At 40.0% G+C, this 20,080-nt stretch carries 23 protein-coding genes; 6 read left to right on the top strand and 17 right to left on the bottom strand.

The window, feature by feature from the left end; all coding sequences use genetic code 11:
• Positions 1-38: 38 nt before the first annotated feature.
• The 6 genes from DPV85_RS05755 to ccmA form a co-directional block, all read right to left on the bottom strand.
• Positions 39-1,988, bottom strand: coding sequence for a heme lyase CcmF/NrfE family subunit (locus tag DPV85_RS05755; protein WP_049372898.1), 1,950 nt, complete (start codon positions 1,986-1,988; stop codon positions 39-41).
• Positions 1,988-2,518, bottom strand: coding sequence for a cytochrome c maturation protein CcmE (ccmE, locus tag DPV85_RS05750; protein ID WP_049364997.1), 531 nt, complete (start codon positions 2,516-2,518; stop codon positions 1,988-1,990). The genes DPV85_RS05755 and ccmE overlap by 1 nt, the downstream gene beginning before the upstream one ends.
• On the bottom strand, positions 2,515-2,718 hold the full coding sequence (gene ccmD, locus DPV85_RS05745) for a heme exporter protein CcmD (protein ID WP_005699972.1): 204 nt from the start codon (positions 2,716-2,718) through the stop codon (positions 2,515-2,517). The genes ccmE and ccmD overlap by 4 nt, the downstream gene beginning before the upstream one ends.
• A gap of 29 nt (positions 2,719-2,747) precedes the next feature.
• Positions 2,748-3,488: a heme ABC transporter permease gene (locus tag DPV85_RS05740; protein ID WP_049372897.1), complete on the bottom strand. Its 741-nt coding sequence runs from the start codon at positions 3,486-3,488 to the stop codon at positions 2,748-2,750.
• 68 nt (positions 3,489-3,556) lie between these two features.
• Positions 3,557-4,222 carry a heme exporter protein CcmB gene (gene ccmB / locus DPV85_RS05735; RefSeq protein WP_049372896.1) on the bottom strand — a complete coding sequence of 222 codons (666 nt, stop codon included), beginning with the start codon at positions 4,220-4,222 and terminating at the stop codon, positions 3,557-3,559.
• 6 nt (positions 4,223-4,228) lie between these two features.
• Positions 4,229-4,870: a cytochrome c biogenesis heme-transporting ATPase CcmA gene (gene ccmA / locus DPV85_RS05730; RefSeq protein WP_111314841.1), complete on the bottom strand. Its 642-nt coding sequence runs from the start codon at positions 4,868-4,870 to the stop codon at positions 4,229-4,231.
• 283 nt (positions 4,871-5,153) lie between these two features.
• Between ccmA and sodA the strand changes: the two genes are divergently transcribed.
• Positions 5,154-5,801, top strand: coding sequence for a superoxide dismutase [Mn] (sodA, locus tag DPV85_RS05725; RefSeq protein WP_111327369.1), 648 nt, complete (start codon positions 5,154-5,156; stop codon positions 5,799-5,801).
• A 53-nt stretch (positions 5,802-5,854) separates the two neighbouring features.
• On the opposite strand, the gene DPV85_RS05720 is transcribed toward sodA, so the two are convergent.
• From DPV85_RS05720 to rlmN, 7 genes are all read right to left on the bottom strand, one after another.
• The gene (locus DPV85_RS05720; protein ID WP_165816482.1) at positions 5,855-6,298 is read right to left on the bottom strand and encodes a methyltransferase family protein; all 444 of its coding nucleotides are present in this window, start codon (positions 6,296-6,298) and stop codon (positions 5,855-5,857) included.
• Positions 6,299-6,350: 52 nt separating this feature from the next.
• The gene (locus tag DPV85_RS05715; protein WP_111327367.1) at positions 6,351-6,965 is read right to left on the bottom strand and encodes a YfgM family protein; all 615 of its coding nucleotides are present in this window, start codon (positions 6,963-6,965) and stop codon (positions 6,351-6,353) included.
• A gap of 18 nt (positions 6,966-6,983) precedes the next feature.
• Positions 6,984-8,255 (bottom strand): histidine--tRNA ligase, encoded by a 1,272-nt coding sequence (hisS, locus tag DPV85_RS05710; protein WP_111327366.1) that lies wholly within the window; start codon positions 8,253-8,255, stop codon positions 6,984-6,986.
• A 9-nt stretch (positions 8,256-8,264) separates the two neighbouring features.
• Positions 8,265-9,371: a flavodoxin-dependent (E)-4-hydroxy-3-methylbut-2-enyl-diphosphate synthase gene (ispG, locus tag DPV85_RS05705; RefSeq protein WP_005695590.1), complete on the bottom strand. Its 1,107-nt coding sequence runs from the start codon at positions 9,369-9,371 to the stop codon at positions 8,265-8,267.
• A gap of 18 nt (positions 9,372-9,389) precedes the next feature.
• Positions 9,390-10,421 carry a RodZ domain-containing protein gene (locus DPV85_RS05700; RefSeq protein ID WP_111327389.1) on the bottom strand — a complete coding sequence of 344 codons (1,032 nt, stop codon included), beginning with the start codon at positions 10,419-10,421 and terminating at the stop codon, positions 9,390-9,392.
• A gap of 75 nt (positions 10,422-10,496) precedes the next feature.
• The gene (pilW, locus tag DPV85_RS05695; protein WP_111327365.1) at positions 10,497-11,039 is read right to left on the bottom strand and encodes a type IV pilus biogenesis/stability protein PilW; all 543 of its coding nucleotides are present in this window, start codon (positions 11,037-11,039) and stop codon (positions 10,497-10,499) included.
• 68 nt (positions 11,040-11,107) lie between these two features.
• Positions 11,108-12,256, bottom strand: coding sequence for a dual-specificity RNA methyltransferase RlmN (gene rlmN, locus DPV85_RS05690; RefSeq protein ID WP_049363743.1), 1,149 nt, complete (start codon positions 12,254-12,256; stop codon positions 11,108-11,110).
• Between the two features lie 301 nt (positions 12,257-12,557).
• On the opposite strand from rlmN, the gene DPV85_RS05685 reads away from it, so the two are divergent.
• The 5 genes from DPV85_RS05685 (at position 12,558) to DPV85_RS05665 (ending at position 17,045) form a co-directional block, all read left to right on the top strand.
• Positions 12,558-13,433: a D-alanyl-D-alanine carboxypeptidase family protein gene (locus DPV85_RS05685; RefSeq protein ID WP_111327364.1), complete on the top strand. Its 876-nt coding sequence runs from the start codon at positions 12,558-12,560 to the stop codon at positions 13,431-13,433.
• 153 nt (positions 13,434-13,586) lie between these two features.
• Complete coding sequence (locus tag DPV85_RS05680) at positions 13,587-14,468, top strand: metal ABC transporter substrate-binding protein (RefSeq protein WP_049357006.1); 882 nt, start codon at positions 13,587-13,589, stop codon at positions 14,466-14,468.
• Positions 14,468-15,364: a manganese/iron ABC transporter ATP-binding protein gene (locus DPV85_RS05675; protein ID WP_070582499.1), complete on the top strand. Its 897-nt coding sequence runs from the start codon at positions 14,468-14,470 to the stop codon at positions 15,362-15,364. The genes DPV85_RS05680 and DPV85_RS05675 overlap by 1 nt, the downstream gene beginning before the upstream one ends.
• A gap of 3 nt (positions 15,365-15,367) precedes the next feature.
• Complete coding sequence (locus tag DPV85_RS05670) at positions 15,368-16,219, top strand: metal ABC transporter permease (RefSeq protein WP_111327363.1); 852 nt, start codon at positions 15,368-15,370, stop codon at positions 16,217-16,219.
• Position 16,220: 1 nt separating this feature from the next.
• Positions 16,221-17,045 carry a metal ABC transporter permease gene (locus tag DPV85_RS05665; RefSeq protein WP_111327388.1) on the top strand — a complete coding sequence of 275 codons (825 nt, stop codon included), beginning with the start codon at positions 16,221-16,223 and terminating at the stop codon, positions 17,043-17,045.
• Between the two features lie 32 nt (positions 17,046-17,077).
• Here the strand turns inward: DPV85_RS05665 and rlmC are convergent, their stop codons facing one another.
• From rlmC to hinT, 4 genes are read right to left on the bottom strand one after another with little or no spacing between them, the layout of a single operon-like run.
• Positions 17,078-18,250, bottom strand: coding sequence for a 23S rRNA (uracil(747)-C(5))-methyltransferase RlmC (rlmC, locus tag DPV85_RS05660; protein ID WP_111327362.1), 1,173 nt, complete (start codon positions 18,248-18,250; stop codon positions 17,078-17,080).
• Entirely contained in the window at positions 18,247-19,290 is a 1,044-nt protein-coding gene (gene nagZ / locus DPV85_RS05655) for a beta-N-acetylhexosaminidase (protein WP_111327361.1), read from the bottom strand. The genes rlmC and nagZ overlap by 4 nt, the downstream gene beginning before the upstream one ends.
• Before the next feature lie 3 nt (positions 19,291-19,293).
• Positions 19,294-19,641, bottom strand: a complete 348-nt coding sequence (locus tag DPV85_RS05650) for a putative periplasmic lipoprotein (RefSeq protein ID WP_049363082.1) — start codon at positions 19,639-19,641, stop codon at positions 19,294-19,296.
• Entirely contained in the window at positions 19,641-19,991 is a 351-nt protein-coding gene (gene hinT / locus DPV85_RS05645) for a purine nucleoside phosphoramidase (protein WP_111327360.1), read from the bottom strand. Before hinT ends, DPV85_RS05650 begins: the two co-directional genes overlap by 1 nt.
• Between the last annotated feature and the right edge of the window lie 89 nt (positions 19,992-20,080).

Here is a 20,080-nt window from a genome sequence, read left to right as displayed (position 1 = left end):
TACATCTATTTCTAGGGGCAATAGGCCCCTTATTACAATTAAGACTGTTTAACTAATCGACTAAAACGATAACGACGGTCAAACATACAGAGCAAGCCACCTAATGCCATAAACAATCCGCCAATCCAAATCCAACGGATAAATGGTTTATAGTAAAGACGTAGTGCCCATGAGTTATCATCTATTTTTTCACCTAAAGCGACATAAAGATCGCGAGTAAAGCCCCAATTAATTGCCGCTTCCGTCATTGGCATTTTACTGACGGTATAAAAACGTTTTTCAGCAAATAATGTTGCTTCTGGTTTACCCGCTTTTGAAATGTCGATTTGTGCTTTACCGCCCATATAGTTAGGACCATTTGCATCACTCACGCCAGCAAATTTAAAGTCATAATTAGCAATCTGCACTGTATCACCCACAGCCATTCGCACATCACGTTCTACACTGAAGTTTTGGCTAAAGGCAATTCCCCAAACGGTCATCGCTACACCAAGGTGAGCTAAAATCATCCCCCAATGGGAACGAGAAAGTTTAGTAATACCTTTAAAGAAAGATTCGCGGTGTGTTGCACGTTGTTTCATTTCATAGAGACTCAGTAACACAATAATGACGGACATCATGGTACCAAGCACAGCACTGACGGTGAGTTTATTTTGTAGGAAATACGGTAAAGCAAAACCTGCAATCGCCATCACAATGGCACTCACAACAACCGGTGTACGAATTTCAGAGAACTGATCGCGACGCCATTTTACTAACGGTCCAATACCCAGTAATAAGGCAAACGGAGTCATAATAATCAAGAACATTTGATCAAAGAATGGCGCACCGATCGAAATAGATCCCAAACCTAATTGTTTATGAACTAACGGCAATAACGTTCCTAAGAACACCACACAAAGTGCGGTCATTAATAGGATGTTATTTAATAATAATAACGTTTCACGAGAATAGCGCTCTGCATTATCACGCGAACGAATTTGGTTGCCTTTATAAGCATACAAGGTTAACGAGCCACCTATCACTACAACCAAATAAGCAAGAATATACAAACCACGTGTTGGATCTGAAGCAAAGGCGTGTACTGACACTAAGATACCGGAACGAACTAAGAATGTACCCAGTAAGCAAAGGGAGAACGCCAAAATCGCTAAAAGCACAGTCCAAGCTTTAAAAGAGCCACGTTTTTCAGTCACCGCTAAAGAGTGGATTAATGCGGTTCCCGCAAGCCAAGGCATTAAAGAAGAGTTTTCTACTGGATCCCAGAACCACCAGCCACCCCAGCCGAGCTCATAATATGCCCACCAAGAACCGAGCACGATCCCGAGTGTTAAAAACACCCAAGCAGCGATCGTCCAAGGACGTGACCATCTAGCCCAAGCTGAGTCTAATTTACCCGTCATTAATGATGCGATCGCAAAGGCAAAAGCAACAGAAAAACCAACATATCCCATATAAAGTAATGGTGGGTGGAAAATTAAGCCCACATCTTGCAACATTGGATTGAGTTCTCTGCCATCTACTGGGAAGTCAGGGAATGTACGGGTAAACGGATTTGAGGTAAATAATACGAAGAGTAAAAAGCCGATGCTAATAATCCCCATAATACCTAATACACGAGCTACTGCTTCCTGTGGCAAGTGTTTGCTAAATAAGGCTACTGCTGCACCCCAAAGTGTTAATAACCAAATCCAAAGTAATAATGACCCCTCATGTGAGCCCCAAACTGCAGATAAACGATAATAAATCGGCAAGCTGCTGTTAGAGTTATTTACCACATATTGCACACTGAAATCATTTACAGCAAACAGATAGAACAATGCTGCAAACGCAATGGTTAAAGTAAAAAATAAACCATAAGTCATTGGACGAGCCAATGACATAAGTTGCGGATGACCTTTTTCAGCCCCCCATAATGGGAGAATGGCTAAAAAGAATGAAACGGCAAGGCTTAAAGCAAGCGCATAATTTCCTAATTCAGCAATCATTAGCGACCTTCTTGCGATTTTTGCTGGGTTTCTTTATAACGACGATCGGCTTCACTCTCGCCTTTTAGTTCTGCCCCCATTGGTTTATGCATTTTCTGCATTTTCTCACCTAATTCTGGCGGCACATAATTTTCATCATGTTTAGCAAGCACTTCTGTTGCTTCTAATAAGGTTGGTTCTTTTAACACACCTTGCGCAACAATACCCTGTCCCTCACGGAAAAGATCCGGCAGGATACCTTCATATTCAACTGTAATTGATGGACCAATATCATTCACATCAAAGCGAACTTTGAGACTTTTCGGATCTCGATTAACAGAGCCTTCAACCACCATACCACCAACACGAATACGTTGCCCAACTTCAGGTTTTTGATCAGGATTTCCGTCTTTCCCTTCTACAACTTCCGAAGGGGTATAAAATAAATCAATATTTTGGCGAAGCGCATAAAGCACCAAACCTGTCGCAATCGAAATACCTAAAATCACAAAGATGATGATCGAAAGTCTTGATTTACGTCTTGGATTCATAGCGTATTTCCTTTATTAGCTTGGTTTAAACGGGCTTCACGTTGTTGCTCGCGTAACACTTCTTTTAATACTGCTTTACGCCCCTTGACGCTTTGTATCGCCAAAATGATCATTGCCACGAGGCTAATGCCATAGGAAAGCCACACATAAAAACCGTAGCCTCCCATATTGATAAAATCACTCCAACTTTGGAAAAACATTTTCCGCTCCCTAAAATAAAAATAAAAAACTATTTCAGCTTACTTGCTAACTCTTTTACCCATGGGCGTTTGCTGTCTTCTTTTAGCAATTCAACGCGGTAACGCACAAGCGTAAAGCAAATGGATAAAAATAAAAATCCAAAAATACATAAAATCAGTGGAATTAACATCGGTGTTGCAATCGAAGGTTTTTCAAACTTAGTGATACTTGCCCCTTGATGTAAGGTATTCCACCACTCTACGGAGAAGTGAATGATTGGTAAATTCACCACACCAACAATACACAAGATACCCGCTGATTTTGCGCCCACAGCACGATCAGAAAATGCAGAATAAAGCGCTAATACACCGATATATAAGAAGAAAAGAATGAGCTCAGCAGTTAAACGTGCATCCCATACCCACCAAGTTCCCCACATTGGTTTGCCCCAAATTGCACCTGTTACCAAGGCAATAAAGGTAAACATTGCACCAATCGGTGCCATGGCTATCATTGAAAGATGAGCGGCTTTAATTTGCCAAACTAACGCAATAATGGCAGCCACAGCCATAGAACCATACACACCCATTGACCAAATTGCTGCAGGCACATGGACATACATAATTCGGAAACTATTGCCTTGCTGATAATCTGCCGGAGCATAAGCTAAACCCCAAACGATGCCAACAGCCAATAATAAAACCGCAATCACACCAAAAAATGGACTTAATTTGCCACATAAGTGATATTGGGTTTCATGTTTTGCGTAAGGATGTAACCACTTCCACATAAAAGATCCTTAATTCCAAAAAATAAAAAACAGTTAAAAATCTGACCGCACTTTCACCGTCATGATGATTAATTATCTAAACTAATTCGTAGTGCCGCGGCAATAGCAAAAGGCGATAAGGTTATTGCGCCAGCCAAAATTGCACCTAAAATAGCAAGCTGTCCACCATAAGGGAGATTTAACGTAGCGGCATCTAAAATTGCTGAAGCAAAAATTAAAACCGGAATGAATAATGGTACCACAAGTAAACTAAGCAATACGCCACCTTTACGCAACCCCACCGTTAATGCCACACCAATTGCACCAATGCAGCTTAAAATCGGCGTGCCCACTAAGAGTGTAAGCACCAATGCCCACCAAATATTCACTTCTAATGAGAGCAATAAAGCGGCAATAGGAGAAAGCAGAATCAACGGCAAACCTGTTAATAACCAGTGCGCAACAACTTTTGCAAGCGCCGTTAGGGCTAAAGGCTGAGCCGTAAGCATCAATTGTTCTAAAGAGCCATCAATAAAATCATCTCGGAATAAACGTTCAAAAGATAGCAACGCAGAAAGCAATGCCGCCACCCAAGCAACCCCGGGTGCAATGCGAGAAAGTAGTTTAGGATCCGGCCCAATTACCAATGGAAACAGCGTGATCACGATTAAAAAGAACCAAAGCGGGTTCAATATTTCCGCTTGTTTACGGGTCGCAATCTTCAGCTCACGCTTTATAATCTGTAAAAATATCATAAAAATCTAAGAGTTATATTTATAATCAGCAAGATTGATTTTTTTCAATAATGTACTCGGCACTTCTTGGTGGCTCGTTAAAATGACCATTCCACCTTTTTTAGCATGATTTTCAAAAAGTGCGGTCAAAACTTCAACCCCTTTTTTGTCTATTGCTGTAAAAGGTTCATCCAAAATCCAAAGTGGCGCTTCAGAGATCCATAATCTCGCCAAGGCAATTCGCTTTTGCTGACCTGCTGAAAGTTGGGCTGCCGGTAAATCTTCGCGACCGAGTAAGCCCACAGTTTCCAACACATCCCATAAAATATCTGTGCCCTGCTGACTTTGACTAATCTGCTGATAAAATTTTAAATTTTCCCATGCCGTTAATTCAGGTTTCACACCAGAATGGTGGCCGAGATAAAGTAGCTGATGATGGTATTCTTCGCGTTGTTTTGTAATCTCGTCTGAATTCCACCGCACTTTACCTTCTACAGGCTGTGCAAGGCCAGCTAAAATGCGCAATAAACTTGTTTTGCCGATACCATTGTGCCCTTCAATTTGCACGAAATCACCGCTTTGAAATTGCAGTGAAAGATCAGTGAACAATATGCGATCGCCACGTTGACACGCTAATTGTTCTAATTGAAGTTGATGAGCAGGAAACATAGTCTCAGCCTTAAAAATAAAACCTTGTTAAAAATCAGCGGGTATTCTACCACAAGGGGAAATTTTGACGAGATTTTAAGGGCTAAAAGGTATAACTATTTAGAAGTAGATCGGTGTGTTTATTGATTTAAAACAAATTAAGCTTTTCTAGTCTATTCATCGGATAATCAAATAATTAAAAGATTTACTGATCTAAATCAAATTTTCTGCTACCATTTAACTACTTTTTGATGTTGTTTTATCAAAAACATTACCTTAACTTCATTTAAAAAAGGAACATATTATGTCTTATACTCTACCTGAATTAGGTTACGCTTATGATGCGTTAGAACCACATTTTGATGCACAAACAATGGAAATTCACCACTCTAAACACCACCAAGCCTATGTAAATAATGCAAACGCGGTGTTAGAAACTTTACCTGCTGAATTTTCTGAAATGTGTGCAGGTCAATTAATCAGCCAATTAGATAAAATCCCTGCTGAAAAACGTACTGCATTACGTAACAACGCAGGCGGTCACGCAAACCACAGCTTATTCTGGAAATCATTGAAAAAAGGTACTACTTTACAAGGTGATTTAAAAGCAGCTATCGAACGTGATTTCGGTTCTGTAGAAAACTTCAAAGATGAATTTGAAAAAGCAGCGGCGACTCGTTTCGGTTCTGGTTGGGCATGGTTAGTGATTAACCAAGGTAAATTATCTGTTGTTTCTACCGCAAACCAAGATTCTCCATTAATGGGTAAAGAAATCGCAGGTTGTGAAGGTTTCCCTCTTTTAGGTTTAGATGTTTGGGAACACGCTTACTACTTGAAATTCCAAAACCGTCGTCCAGACTACATCAAAGAATTCTGGAACGTAGTGAACTGGGATTTTGTTGCAGAGCGTTTAGCTAAAAAATTAGCAGATTGCGGATGTGCAGCTAAATAATAGCTTCTCAAAATATATAAAAAATCGCCTATTTTAGGCGATTTTTTTATTGGTTAAATCCAACGTCTGACTTTTTTCTTATAAGCTAAATAAGACTCACCAAACTTCTTCTCTAGCCAGTATTCTTCAGGTTTTATTTGCCATTGTGTGATGAAATAAATAAACAGAAAAACACCGAGAAAACTGACCGCACTTTGCAAATAAAATGCCCATGCCACTAACAAGCCTGCTAAGCTTAAATACATTGGATTGCGGCTAAAACGATAAATACCATTTACCACAAACACATTACTTTTTTCTAAGTGAATTGGATTGATATTTGCTTTACTTTTATAGAATTGCCAAAGGCTAAAAAAAGCGATGGCAGAAGAAACCGATATAATCAAATAAACTGCTAATACATTGATTTTAAATGGATAAGGATTAGGCAAATATGCCATGATAAGTGCACACCCAATAAAAATGACGGGTGGCGGCAAAATAGGTTTCTGAATCATAAGATCAAAAATCCAATAAAAAAGCCCGAGCAATTCGGGCTAAATTAAAATATTACAGATTATTTAATTTCATCTGAGCCATTTGTTTTTCTAACGGATTACCGCTTTTTTGTGCATTCTCAAAGCTTGCTTTAGCACCATTCACATCGCCTTTTGCGATTTGAATATCGCCCGCTAAAAGATCTTTACGCGCACTAAAGCCTTGGCTTTTCACTTGATTTAGACTTGTTAATGCTGCATCAAATTGACCTTGTTGGAATTGCACCGCAGACAAACGAAGCGCTGCAAGAGAAGTTAAGATATCATCTTGTGATTGAGCAATCGCTTGTTTTAAGCTATTTTCAGCAGAGGCGTAATCTTGTTTTGCAACAAAACCTTTTGCTTCATCTAATAAGCTAAATACCGCATAGCTAGTTTTATCATGCGCTTTCACAAATTCAGCTACTTTAGCTTGTTGTGCGGCGGCATCTTTGTTTGTGGTATAAACTAAGGCATCATATTCAGCAGACGCTTGCATAATTTGATTGGCTTGATAAGACTGCCAATAACGCCAGCCCAACATCCCGCCTACGCCAAGGATGAAAGCAGCAATAATGGTTTTGCCATTGTCTTTCCACCATTCTTTTAACTGGTTCAGTTCTTGTTCTTCTTCAATGGTATATGCCATTTTCCTATCCTTCTAAAATTAAAATTGGGCTTTTACGTGTTCAATTAAATTGTCCACATCAATGGTTTGCTGCTCCGCTGCGCCAAGTAAGTGTTTTACCACAACTTGATTATTTTGCACTTCACTTTCGCCAAGCACAAGAGCTAGAGTCGCACCAGACTTATCTGCGCGTTTAAATTGTTTTTTAAAGTTACCGCCGCTGCAATGCAACATTGTGCTTAAGTGCGGTAATTCTGAGCGAAGTTTTTCAGCTAGTTGGAATGCGGCTAATGTAGTGCCTTCACCTTGATAAACAACGTAAATATCTACCGCACTTTTTACCGGAATCGATTTATTCACTTCTTGAACGAGTAGCACTAAACGCTCTAAGCCCATTGCGAAACCGACACCACTTGTTGCGTGGCCACCAAGTTGTTCAACTAAGCCGTCATAACGTCCACCACCACATACAGTCCCTTGCGCACCTAATGCTGATGTCACCCATTCAAATACAGTTTTATTATAATAATCTAAACCTCGAACCAATTTTGGATTAATTTCATATTGAATACCAACCGCATCTAATAGACCACATAACTGCGCAAAATGCTCGCGACTTTCATCGTCTAAATAATCCAATAATTTTGGCGCACCGTCCAATACATCTTGTAATGCTTGATTTTTAGTATCCAAAATACGTAATGGATTTTTTACAAGGCGTTCTTTCTCTTCTTCGCTCATTAAATCTTGGTGATTTTCTAAGAAGGCCACTAATGCTGAACGATAGTTTGCACGTGCTTCTAATGAACCAATCGAATTTAATTGAAGTGAAACATGTTGATCAATACCTAAGGCTTTCCACAAACGTGCCGTTAAAATAATTAACTCAGCATCAATTTCAGGGGTTGCGATACCAAATACTTCGACGCCCGCTTGATGGAATTGACGGTAACGACCTTTTTGTGGACGTTCATGGCGGAACATGGGTCCCATATACCATAAACGTTGTTCATTGTTGTAAATCCAACCGTGTTCAATCGCAGCACGTACACATCCAGCTGTGCCTTCTGGGCGAAGCGTTAATTGTTCATCATTATCCCAGAATGTGTACATTTCTTTTGATACAACATCGGTTACTTCACCGATTGCACGAGCAAATAATGGCGTACTTTCCACGATTGGCATACGCACTTCTGAATAGCCGTAGCTGCTTAAAACTTGGCGAACCTGCCCTTCAATCCATTGCCAAAGTGGAGATTCAGTTGGGGAACAGTCATTCATCCCACGAATTGCTTGAATATTTTTTGCCACGAGTTTTCCTTAAATAATTCGATTTTTTGGATCTTGTTGTGCAACTTTGGCACGAATTTTTGCTTCTAATTGGTCAATAATCGCGTCGTTGTCAAAACGTTCTTTTTGACGCTCACCATCTAAATAATAACCACTTTTCTTATTACCACCGGTCACGCCAAGGTCAGACACTAATGCTTCACCAGGGCCATTTACCACACAACCAATAATAGACACATCCATTGGGGTGATAATATCTTCTAAACGTTGTTCCAGTGCATTCACCGTGCCGATCACATCAAACTCCTGACGAGAGCAAGTTGGGCAAGCAATAAAGTTAATCCCGCGAGAACGAATACGTAATGATTTTAAAATATCAAAACCAACTTTGATTTCTTCAACTGGATCTGCAGCTAAAGAGACACGCAAGGTATCACCAATACCTTCTGCTAACAACATTCCTAAACCAATCGCTGACTTCACAGAGCCCGCTCGCGCGCCACCTGCTTCCGTAATTCCTAAATGCAACGGCTGTTTAATGGCTTTTGCTAGTAAACGGTAAGATTCCACTGCAAGGAAGACGTCGGATGCTTTTACGCTCACTTTAAATTGATCGAAGTTTAAACGATCCAAGATCTCAACATGGCGTAACGCTGATTCTAATAAGGCTTCTGGTGTTGGTTCTCCAAATTTCTCTTGAATATCTTTTTCTAATGATCCAGCATTAACACCGATACGGATCGGGATATTTTTATCACGCGCGCAATCCACCACTGCACGAATACGATCTTCACGACCAATATTGCCTGGATTAATACGTAAGCAATCCACCCCATATTCAGCCACTTTTAACGCAATGCGATAGTCAAAATGAATATCCGCCACCAATGGCACATTCACTTGCTGTTTAATGATTTTAAAGGCTTCGGCGGCATCCATGGTAGGTACAGAAACACGCACAATATCTGCTCCAACTCGTTCCAAAGATTTAATCTGTGCAACGGTCGCTTCAACATCAGTTGTGCGAGTATTTGTCATGGATTGCACTGCAATCGGCGCATCACCACCGATTGGTACATTGCCCACATAAATTTTTGTCGATTCACGACGTTTGATAGTAGGTTTTACTGCTGACATTCTTTCGTAAATTATTCGTTAAGGTTTTGGTAATTTAAATTTAGCCACACGGCCATCAACTGTAAGCGGATACGCTTCGCCTTTATAAGTAATGCGAACGTTACCTGGTGCACCAATAATCAAAGCATATTCGTTACCATTAAAGGTTAAAACTTCGCCTTGTTTATATTCTTTTTGTGCTAATACTTTACGGTTTTGGTCTTTCACACTAATCCAGCTTGAATTTTTCGTGATCTCAATAACGAGATCGCCTTTCGCTGTAGTTGGTGCTTCAGAAATAGCGGGGTTTTCAACCGCACTTTGTGTATCTGGCACGGTTTTCTCTGTTGTTGGTTCTGTGTTAGGTAACGTTTGTTCCACAACCGGTGCTTGAGCTTGTTCAACGGTAGGCGCTGAAGTTGCAGCGGTTGAAACTTCTGCGTTTACTGTTTGAGCTTGATTTTCTTGAGTCGTTGAAACAGCAGGTTCAGCAGCGGCATTATTTGTTTTTTCCGCTACAGACGTAGTTTCATTGCTTGACACCGCAGGCTGACTATTTACTGTTACTGGAATTTCATTCGAATGAGTAACTGGTACCTCTGCTGTTTTTTCTTTTTCAACGTAGGTTTGCACTAAATTATCACGTTCTTCGTTTGATTTTTGATAATTTTGCCACCACCATAAGCCAGTCATTCCAACAGCAGCGAGTAAAATAATTGTTGTGAGTGTGCCTACCCAACGGCTGTGAGAAGAATATTGGTTAACTGAACGAGTCGCACGTGTATTTTTACTTAAATCATTTTTATGTGCTTCACCAAAAGTTAAATGTGTCCATTCAGCATCAGGAATACGTAAAAATTTCGCATAACTGCGAACGTAACCTCTCAAAAAGGTTGAAGGTACATTTTTTTGGACAAATTCATTATTTTCTAATTTTGCCAAAATGCTTGGACGTAAAGAAATAGCCTTTGCCACATCTTCTAGAGAAAGGTTTAGTGCTTCGCGTGTTTGGCGAAGTTTATCCCCAAAGGAGATTTCAGTTGTTTCAGTTTGTTCGACGATTGTATTCATAGGTATAAAAATAGAGAAATAGAAATAAAAAACTAAATACCAAATTTTAAAGTCGAAAGGGGCTTTTGGCAATGATTATTTGAGCGTGCGGAGCTTTTCCGCTCTAGAAGGATCAACTTGGCGTAATTTATCCAACGCTTGTTGATAAACATCGGTTTGTTTTCCAGCAAAAGCACAAAGTGCCATGTTTTCGTAAGTATCGGCTTGATGATAATAATTTGGTGCAGCGAGGGCCGCATTAAATTGTGAATAAGCTTGTTCAAACTCACCTTGCCCACATAGAAATGCACCAAAGTTGTTATACACATCGCCTTGCTTATCATCTAACTTAATCGCCTGTAAATAAGCTTGCTTCGCTTTTTCCGTATCGCCTTGTAATTGATAAAAATGCGCAAGTGCCGAGTGCACAAGATAATAGTGGTCATCATGTTCAAAGGCTTTATCTAAATTCAGTTTTGCTTGAACAAAATCCTCTTGTTGCAGATAGCCTAATGCCAATTCAACACGCGCTTTGGCTGCTTGTTGTTTATTAAAATCAACAGAAGATTGAGAGACACAAGCCGAAAAAACAAAAGGAAAAATGACCGCACTTAGAATGTTAATTGGGATTAATTTCATCTTATCACTCCTCTATCTTATCACTCTTCTAAAGCCATTTTCCCTTTACAAGTATTGCTATATTTAGCTTAGTTAACAGCTTTTACGTCAATACCTTCACCAAACTTACGTTTCATTGCTGTACGTTTGGTTCGGTCGATTACATCGCCCGCCAACTGACCACAAGCGGCATCAATATCATCACCACGGGTTTTGCGCACAATCACCGTAAAGCCGTATTCCATTAAAGTTTTTTGGAAACGATCGACACGGCTATTTGAGCTTTTACCATAAGGCGCTTCTGGGAACGGATTCCATGGGATCAAGTTAATTTTACATGGGGTATTTTTTAATACTTGAGCTAATTGATGCGCATGCTCTGTGCCATCATTCACATGATCTAATAACACATATTCAATAGTCACTTTACCATGGTTAGCATTTGATACTTCTAAGTATCTGTGTACCGAATCCATCAACATTTTGATGTTATATTTTTTATTGATCGGCATAATTTCATCACGCAATTCATCGTTCGGTGCGTGAAGCGAGATCGCTAATGCTACATCAATCTTATCACGTAACATATCGAGTGCAGGCACAACACCTGAAGTGGATAACGTCACGCGTCGTTTAGACAATCCATATGCAAAATCATCGAGCATAATTTCCATCGCGGGTACAACATTGGCCACATTTAACAAAGGTTCACCCATGCCCATCATCACCACATTGGTAATCGGACGAACACCCGTCACACCAAAATTACCAATAATTTTTGATGCACGCCAAACCTGCCCAATAATTTCAGACACCGTTAAATTACGGTTAAAGCCTTGTTGTGCTGTTGAACAGAAAGTACAAGCTAAGGCACAGCCTACTTGAGAAGAAACACAAAGTGTTGCGCGATCCGCCTCAGGAATATAGACCGTTTCAACTTGCTGTTCACCTACCTGCATCGCCCATTTAATGGTACCATCCGCAGAGCGTTGCTCAACCGCGACTTCAGGCGCTTTAATTTCAGCGACCGCTTTTAATTTTTCTCGTAATTTTTTATTAATATTGGTCATATTGTCGAAGTTATCTTCGCCAAAATGATAAATCCATTTCACTAATTGATCCGCACGAAATGGTTTCTCGCCTAATTCAGCAAAAAACTCACGCATCTGCTGACGCGTTAAATCCATTAAGTTAATCTTTTTTGTATTCGTTTCGGATGAAAGGGGTTGTTCTAACATAAAGCCTCGTTATTACACATTACGGCGATGATGTTACTCAGAATTGAGCAACAAAAAATTCGCATATTAAAAATGAGCCGAGATTTTACAGATTTACCGACGGATAAGCTAGCAGATTTGAAAAACAAAGAAAATTTTGACTGCACTTCTTTGCGATCGCTATCGCAAAAATCAAAAAACAAAAGAAAAAAGTGCGGTTAAAAAACTTTAAATTTTTTCTCTTTCACACATCCCAAACCCTTACAAAAACTGATAGAATACAAGCTTTGTTTTATTCTCTAAGTTGGCAATATTAAAAGATATGTTAAAAAAAGTGCTTTCTGTATTGTGTTTAGTGCCCGCCGTCGCAACGGCACAATCTTATATTGTGTATGACTTCACCCATGATAGAGTATTAGAAAGTAGCTCTCCCAATCATGTTCAACCTATCGCCTCGGTCACCAAATTAATGACGGCGAATGTGTTCCTTGAAAATAATCGAAACGCAAACTGTACTGCATCGATTACTGACGATGATTTCGATTACATTAAAGGAACTCATACAAAATTACCTAAATATACGCCAATTTCTTGTAATGAATTGTTAAAAGCAATGCTCGTTCATTCTGATAACTATGCTGCTCATGCACTTTCTCGTTCTGCAGGTATGAGTCGTTTGCAATTTATCCAAAAAATGAATGAAAAAGCACGAGAATTAGGCATGCGCTCTACTCGCTTTTCAGACAGCTCAGGTTTATCTGACAGCAACATTTCAAGTGCAATGGATTTGGTTAAGCTAGCCAAATACTCGCTCAACAAAGCTCAAATTAAAAATCTTTCTAATATGCCAAGCGCCTTCATTCAAGCAGGTGGACGCAGTGTTTTCGTCAAAAATACCAATAAATTAGTACGTGAAGAAGTCTTCGATGCGGCAATTAATAAAACCGGTTACATTCGCGAATCTGGCTATAATTTAGTCTTTGTGAATAAAAATCCATGTAATCGCGCTACCATTGGGGTGATCAGTTTAAATAACCATTCATCTGCGTTTCGTACTAACTTTACTAAAGGAAAATTGGAACAATACGGTTGTATCGCAGGGCGTAGCATGCACAACTTTACCGTTGATGAAGCCCAATATGAAGAAGGCTATGATGAAGCGGGTATGGATCGCCTAATCCAACAAGTTGGTGGTTAATCATTTCAAAAAGAGCGGTCAATTTTGCACAAAATTTTCCGCTTTTTAATTTTAATCACCTATCGATTTGATAATTATTTTCATTTGAAAACTTTATAAAAAATGATATTATTCTGCAGAATGCTAATCGATCATTATTTTTAAGGAGATCTCATGAAGCATTTATTTAAAAGCCTATCTGTTATCGCTCTAGGTTTAGCAGCTTTACAAGCCGAAGCGAAATTTAAAGTGGTGACCACATTTACTGTGATTCAGGATATCGCACAAAATGTTGCGGGCGATGCCGCGACGGTGGAATCTATCACCAAACCTGGTGCAGAAATTCACGAGTATGAACCGACCCCTAAAGATATTGTAAAAGCTCAATCTGCTGATTTAATTTTATGGAACGGATTAAATTTAGAGCGTTGGTTTGAGCGTTTCTTCCAAAATATCAAAGATAAACCAGCCGTTGTGGTAACCGAAGGCATCACGCCACTTTCTATTTATGAAGGCCCTTATAAAGATGCCCCTAACCCACACGCTTGGATGTCGCCATCTAATGCGTTGATTTATGTCGAAAATATCAAAAATGCATTAGTTAAATACGATCCGCAAAATGCTGATACTTATCAAAAAAATGCAGCGGCGTATGCAGAAAAAATCAAACAGCTCGATAAACCTTTACGTGAAAAACTCTCACAGATTCCTGCCGACCAACGTTGGTTAGTGACCAGTGAAGGTGCCTTTAGTTATTTAGCGAAAGATTACGATCTCAAAGAAGGCTATTTATGGCCAATTAACGCAGAACAACAAGGTACGCCTCAACAAGTGCGTAAACTTATCGATTTAGTGAAAAAAAATCACATTCCAGTGGTATTTAGTGAAAGTACCGTATCAGCTAAACCTGCTCAGCAGGTAGCAAAAGAAAGCGGTGCTAAGTACGGTGGCGTACTTTATGTCGATTCTCTTTCTGCCGCTGACGGTCCTGTACCAACTTATATTGACTTACTGAATGTCACTGTATCCACCATCGTGAAAGGATTTGAAAAATAATGACTGAACTTTCCGCTTCTATTTCCGTTAATGATGTAACCGTACGTTACAACAACGGGCACACTGCAATTTATGATGTGACCTTTGCATTACAAGGGGGAACCATCTGTGCTCTTGTCGGCGTAAATGGGAGCGGAAAATCAACGCTATTCAAAAGCATCATGGGCTTAATCAAGCCACAGCAAGGCAATATTGCGCTTTGTGGTTTGCCAATTAATCGAGCGTTGAAACAAAATTTGGTTGCCTATGTGCCGCAAGCGGAAGAGGTCGATTGGCAATTTCCAGTCTCCGTTTATGATGTTGTCATGATGGGACGCTACGGCTACATGAATTTCCTACGCATTCCAAAAGCTGAAGACAAACAAAAAGTGCTCGAAGCGATGCAACGAGTAAACATCGAGCATTTAGCTGAACGGCAAATCGGCGAGCTTTCTGGTGGGCAGAAAAAACGCGTATTTTTGGCTCGTGCATTAGCACAACAAAGTAAAATTATCTTGCTTGATGAACCTTTTACAGGTGTGGATGTTAAAACCGAAAATGCCATTGTGGAACTCCTTCGCCAATTACGTGCTGAAGGCCATTTAATTTTAGTTTCTACCCACAACTTAGGTTCAGTACCAGACTTCTGTGATCAAGTGGTGATGATTAACCGTACTGTGATTGCTGCCGGTAAAACGGAAGATACATTCAATCAGCATAATTTGGAAAAAGTCTTTGGTGGTGTATTACGACACATCAAATTATTGGGTGAAGATCTGCATAATGATGAAGATAAACGTGCAGTCACCGTGCTTACGGATGATGAACGTCCCGTTGTCTTCTATGGCGAAACCAAAAATGATCCGCCCGCAACGGCTGTAAAATCCTGTCGTCTACCTCCGTCTGACAAGGAATAAGTCATGCTTGAATATTTACTGGAACCTTTCTCCTATGAATATATGCAAAAAGCCATGTGGATAAGTGCCGCAGTTGGTGGCATTTGTGCCTTTCTTTCCGCCTATTTAATGTTGAAAGGCTGGTCATTAATTGGCGACGCGCTCTCTCATTCCGTGGTTCCGGGTGTGGCGATAGCTTATGCCTTTTCACTCCCCTATGCTTTAGGTGCTTTTTTTGCCGGAATTTTGGCCGCACTTTCCATTTTATGGATAAAATCCATTTCTAAACTCAAAGAAGATGCCGTTATCGGCTTTATTTTCAGCACATTCTTTGCCCTTGGATTGCTGATTATTTCCTTGAATCCGACCTCGATAAATGTGCAAAACATCATTCTCGGTAATATTCTCGGGATTGCCGATGAAGATATTTATCAAGTAGCCATCATTATGTTGATTTGCTTGGTCTTATTGCTTATTTTTTGGAAGGATCTGTTACTGATTTTCTTTGATGAAACGCAAGCAATTACAGTTGGACTTTCACCACTGTTTTACAAAGTTCTCTTTTTTACACTCTTGAGTGCTTGTGTCGTTGCGGCATTACAAACTGTCGGGGCGATTTTAGTGATTGCGATGGTAATCACACCAGGCGCAACCGCTTATTTACTTACTGACAAGTTCAAAACTCTGATCAAAATTGCCGTAGCATTAGGGGCAATCACGGGTTTCGTCGGCGTCTATTTAAGCTATTATTTAGATGGTGCAACGGGTGGTGTCATCGTGACATTACAAACCTTGTTATTTTTATTGGCTTTTCTCTTCTCGCCTAAATACGGATTAATGAGTCAAAAACGACGTAAGGCGGTGGCCCATGAGTGAAATATTCTCTATTTTAGTTGAGCCATTTCAATTTGCTTTTATGCAAAATGCGTTACTCACGGCATTAGTCGTTGCCGTTATATGTGCGCTACTCTCTTGCTATTTAGTGTTGAAAGGATGGTCATTAATGGGTGATGCTATTTCCCATGCCGTCTTACCAGGTATTGTATTAGCTTTTCTAGCCGGTATTCCATTAGTGATTGGAGCCTTTGTCTCAGGTATTGCCTGCGCCTTAGGGGTAGGTTATTTAAAAGAAAACAGCCGTATCAAAGAAGATACCGCGATGGGGATTGTATTTTCAGGGATGTTTGCCATTGGTTTGGTGCTGTTCACTAAAATCCAAACCTCACAACACCTCACACACATCTTATTCGGTAACGTATTGGGTGTAAGCCGAGAAGAGCTCATTCAAACGGCAATTATTGCCTTGATCATTTTTATTTTACTTGGCTTAAAGCGCCGTGATTTTCTGCTTTATTGCTTTGATCCTAGCCATGCTCGCGTTGCGGGTCTCTCGCCTAAATTATTGCATTATGGCTTGCTCACATTACTCGCACTCACCATTGTGAGTACGATGCAAGTCGTTGGGGTTATTCTAGTTGTAGCGATGCTAATTGCGCCTGGCATCACCGCGCTAACCCTGACGAATCGCTTCGATAAGATGCTTGTTATCGCGATCATCAGTGCTGTAACTGCAAGTTTACTAGGCGTGCTACTTAGCTATCATTTTGATGCGTCCACTGGTGCATGCATTATTTTGTTACAAGCGGCATTTTTCTTGCTTGCCCTGATTTATAGCAAAATAAAAGTGCGATTAAATCCTTAATAAAAAAGCTAACATTTCTGTTAGCTTTTTTATTAAGGATTGAGTTCCAGCAATGTCAGTGCTTCATAATGTGCTGTATGCGGGAACATATCAAATAATTGAATTTGAGTAAGCTTATAATTGGTTAGATGTTGCAAATCTTTTCCCATGGAAATCGCATTGCAACTGGAATAAAGAATAAAGTGCGGTTGCATTTCATTGAGAAATTCTGCGAGTTCCTTTCCGATGCCTCGACGAGGTGGGTTGATGATCACCAAATCTGGTTTATTTTCATCTTGTGCTAAAGCAAAATTAGCGGCATCCAAAGATTGGAATTTAACGTTGTTTAGCCCTAACGCCTGAGCGGATTGAGTCGCCGCTTGAATAGCAGATGGGGAAATTTCAATCCCCGTCAACTCCACTTCTTGTTGATGTTTATCCTGTAAAGCTTTAGTACAATGAAGTCCAAAGCCACCAACGCCACAAAAGAGATCCCAAAGTTTAGTAATTGGTAAATCTTGTACCCAATCTTGTGCCGTTGCATATAACCCTTGCGCGACAAGTGGATTCGTTTGGAAGAAACTTTGAGGGCGAATAAACAACGGAATACCATTAAAACTTTCTGATAAGGTGTGCTGGTCCGTCAAAAAGATTTCTTTCTCACCTTCTAAGATCGCTGCGTGCAGAGGTTGGATATTCACGCTCACCACTTCAAGTTGTGGTAATTTTTCCAATAACCCTGCAAATTCACGTTGAATTAACGGTAATTTAGTTTCTGAACGCAATACAAAACGCAACATCAATTTTTTTGTATGTTGGCTTTCTGTAAGCAGAATATATTTCAGTTCACCTTTTTGTTTAGCCACGTTATAAGGAACTAAACCCGCGCGTCCAATAAAATCTTTTAGAATTGGGAATAGCTCTGCAAAGCGTTGCGGATAAAGCGGACAATCACATAAATCCACCGCACTTTGTGGATCATTCGGGTCTTGTAAAATACCTAAAATGGGACGTTCCACTGCGCCACTTACCACCATTTTCGCTTTATTACGAAAGGCAGACTCGGAGGAATAAAAAGGTGGATGCCAAATTAAATTATTACAATCTAATTTGGCAAGTTGTTGTTTAAGATGCTCTTCTTTCTTGGCGAGTTGCTCTTCATAAGGCATTTCAAGCCATTGACAAGAACGGCAATCACCTTTTTGATAATGATGGCAATCAATCATTTAGAAGCAAGCCACTCTTGTTGAAGTGCGGTCAGTTTTTGATGATTTTCAATCCAACGCGAAGTTTTGGTGAGTTCTGACCAATCAAAGAATTTTTGTTTAAAGAGCGATTTCAAGCGAGCTTGGCGAGCTGCAAAATGCTCCGTTGTTTCCTCTAGCTTCAGATTATCAAGCACTTGAATGACTCCTTCACGCTCATTACAAAGCAATAATAAGTCACAACCAGCCTTCAAGGCTTTTTCACTGCGAGCCACAAAATCACCCATAAAGCCTGCGCCTTTCATGCCTAAATCATCAGAGAAAATCGCCCCATGGAAGCCTAACTGTTTACGCAAAACTTCTTTTAACCAATAAGTCGACCCGCTTGCTGGCTGGCTATCACATTGTGTATAAATCACGTGAGCCGGCATAATCGCATCAAGCTTACTCTGTTGAATTAATTGCTGGAATGGCAAAATATCATGATTAAAAATCACTTCTTTTGGTCGCTCATCATAAGGGGTTTCAAGATGAGAATCGGCTAAAACATGGCCGTGTCCTGGGAAGTGTTTTCCTGTTGTTGCCATGCCCGCCTGGTGCATACCATCAATAAAAGCTGCTGCTAAATTGACCGCACTTTTTACATCACAGCCAAAACTACGATCACCAATCGCACGACATTCATGACCTAAATCCAACACTGGCGCAAAACTCAAATCAATATCTAACGCCACCATTTCAGCCGCCATTTGCCAACCCGCTTCTTTTGCTATTTGCTGTTGCTGAGTTGAGCCCTCAACTAACGCCGCAAAAACTTGCATCGCAGGGAGCTGAGTGAAACCTTCACGAAAACGTTGCACGCGACCACCTTCTTGATCAACTGTGATCAATAAAGGCTTTTTTACTCGCTGACGAATGGATTTAATTAGCGCTTGAACTTGCTGACGATCATAAAAATTGCGGGTAAATAAAATTAAACCGGCAACTAAAGGATGTTCCAGTAATTCAACTTCTTCTTGTTTCAGTTCATGACCTTCAAGGTCAATTAATAGTGTAGACATAAACTATTGTAAATAAAGACGGTAATTGCTACTTTCTGTGCTTGGTTTTGGTAGTTCAAACACTTTCTTCTCTTGTGGTTGCAATAAAATATTGCCTGATTGGCTTTCTTGCTGATTCGGCCAAACTTGCGTTACACCTTGTGTGTTATACCAATAAAGATGGTAAAGCACATTGAGTTGTTGCGTGGTTTTATTTTTTAAAGCTGCCGTATTATCAGACAAATCAACATCTAAAGCCGGTGCTAAATTTGCCGCCATATTTAAAATTGGCTTATTGGTTCCCACAATATTTGGTGCAGATGAACAAGCCGTTAAAAATAATACCGTTGCTGTAATGAGGATCTTTTTCATTATTTTGCCAACATTCTACCTAAAGGTTCACCACCAACAAGATGCATATGGATATGGAATACTTCTTGTCCACCGTGTTTATTACAATTCACGATCAAACGATAACCGTCTTCGGCAATGCCTTCTTCTTTAGCAATTTTAGCCGCGACAGTAAATAAGCGACCCAAGGTAATTTCATCTTGTTCTGTCACATCATTAACCGTTGGAATAACTTTATTTGGGATAATCAAAATATGGGTTTTCGCTTGAGGTGAAATATCACGGAATGCGGTCACTAATTCATCTTGATAAACAATATTAGCAGGAATTTCTTTGCGAATAATTTTGCTGAAAATGGTTTCTTGAGCCATAGTCTTCTCCTTGTTTTATATAAAAAAGTGCGGTTAAAATTTACCGCACTTTGCTTTTATTTTCCATCAGAAATTGATGATGAATGATA

The sequence above is a fragment of the Haemophilus parainfluenzae genome (assembly GCF_003252725.1).
Taxonomy (GTDB): domain Bacteria; phylum Pseudomonadota; class Gammaproteobacteria; order Enterobacterales; family Pasteurellaceae; genus Haemophilus_D; species Haemophilus_D parainfluenzae_L.
The sequence above is the reverse complement of the archived record's forward strand: the minus strand, read 5'-3'. Positions and strand labels throughout refer to the sequence as shown.